At 63.0% G+C, this 1,271-nt stretch carries 1 protein-coding gene; it reads right to left on the bottom strand.

Annotation, left to right across the window (positions count from 1 at the left end):
• Positions 1 to 3: 3 nt before the first annotated feature.
• Positions 4 to 1,182, bottom strand: a complete 1,179-nt coding sequence (locus FBZ93_RS40390; protein ID WP_146993231.1) for an IS481 family transposase — start codon at positions 1,180 to 1,182, stop codon at positions 4 to 6.
• Positions 1,183 to 1,271: the final 89 nt, after the last annotated feature.

The raw sequence follows: 1,271 nt of genomic DNA, 5'->3' as shown, positions 1-1,271 counted from the left end.
TGTTTAGACCGGAGACATTGCTGACACCTGTTCCGACACATCACTGACAGGTCCGCCATTGGTCAAGTCGATTGATGCGACCTGCCAGCTGGCGAAGAAGATTCCGTAGTTGCCGTCGCGATCGAGCGGTCTGATCGCAAGGCGCTCGCCGCAGAAGGCTTGCGGGACTTTCCACATCTGCCCCTGGAAGGCAACGTAGCTCCGTGTCGAGGAGACGGTGCGAAGGATTTCTCCGGCATCGTATTCGACCTTCGGAATCCGGTTCGGCATGGCGCGAGAACTTGGCCGGTAGCGGTCGGCTGGGACGGCCATGCCGAGCCCCTCGTGAGGGCGCTCCAAGTTGTAGAGCGTGCGCCAGCTATCCAGAGCACGCTGGACTTCCGACAAAGTGCGGAACGAGCGCAGGGCAAACACTTCCGCGTTCAAGCTGCGATGGAAGCGCTCGTTCTTGCCGCGGCCCTGCGGGTGACACGGCCTGGCGTGGACCACGTGGATGCCGAGCTTGAGCAGCCAGACCTTCAGCGCGGTCCAGCGAGCGCCGGACGTATCGCCCCAGGGCGAGCCGTTGTCGATGTAGAAGGCGTCCGGCAGGCCATAGCAGCGAAAGGTATCGGTCAGATGCTTCTGCACGTTGCGGCGCCGCTCATTGCCACATGCCTTCAGGCACAGAGCATAGCGCGAGTGATCGTCCACCATGGTCAGCGGATGGCATCGCGTCCCGTTGCCGAGAGGCATGTGGCCCTTGAAGTCCATCTGCCACAACTGATTGGGCGCCTCCTTCTCAAAGCGATGGCCTGGCGGACTGGGCGGCGCCTTCTCACTCGGTCTGATCCGCTCGTGCCGGCACAGGATCCGATGCACCGTGGAAACCACCGGCACAGCCTGGCCGTCTCGCCTCAGGCAATGGGCGATCTTGCGCGCCCCCCAGGCCGGATGCCTGTCGCGGACCGCCACCACCTGCGCCTCCAGCGCGGTCGCACTGCGCTTGGGCATCGTCTTCGGTCGACGCGACTGGTTGGCCAGCTCACGATCGCCGGCCTGCCACCGCCTCAGCCACTTGTAGCCGACATCAGGACTGATCCCGAATCGCCGGCACAGCTCTCGCCGATTAGCTCCTTCCTGCAGGGCAAGCCGCACAAACTCTCGTCGCTGATCCATCACTGACACCTCGCTCCACGGCATGGACGGCCTCCCGAATCGACCAATCCAGCCAATTGTGATGTGTCAGCTATGTCCCCGAACACCTGTCCGTGATCTGTCCGGTCTAAACA

Source organism: Bradyrhizobium macuxiense, assembly GCF_007993935.1.
GTDB lineage: Bacteria > Pseudomonadota > Alphaproteobacteria > Rhizobiales > Xanthobacteraceae > Bradyrhizobium > Bradyrhizobium macuxiense_A.
The sequence above is the reverse complement of the archived record's forward strand: the minus strand, read 5'-3'. Positions and strand labels throughout refer to the sequence as shown.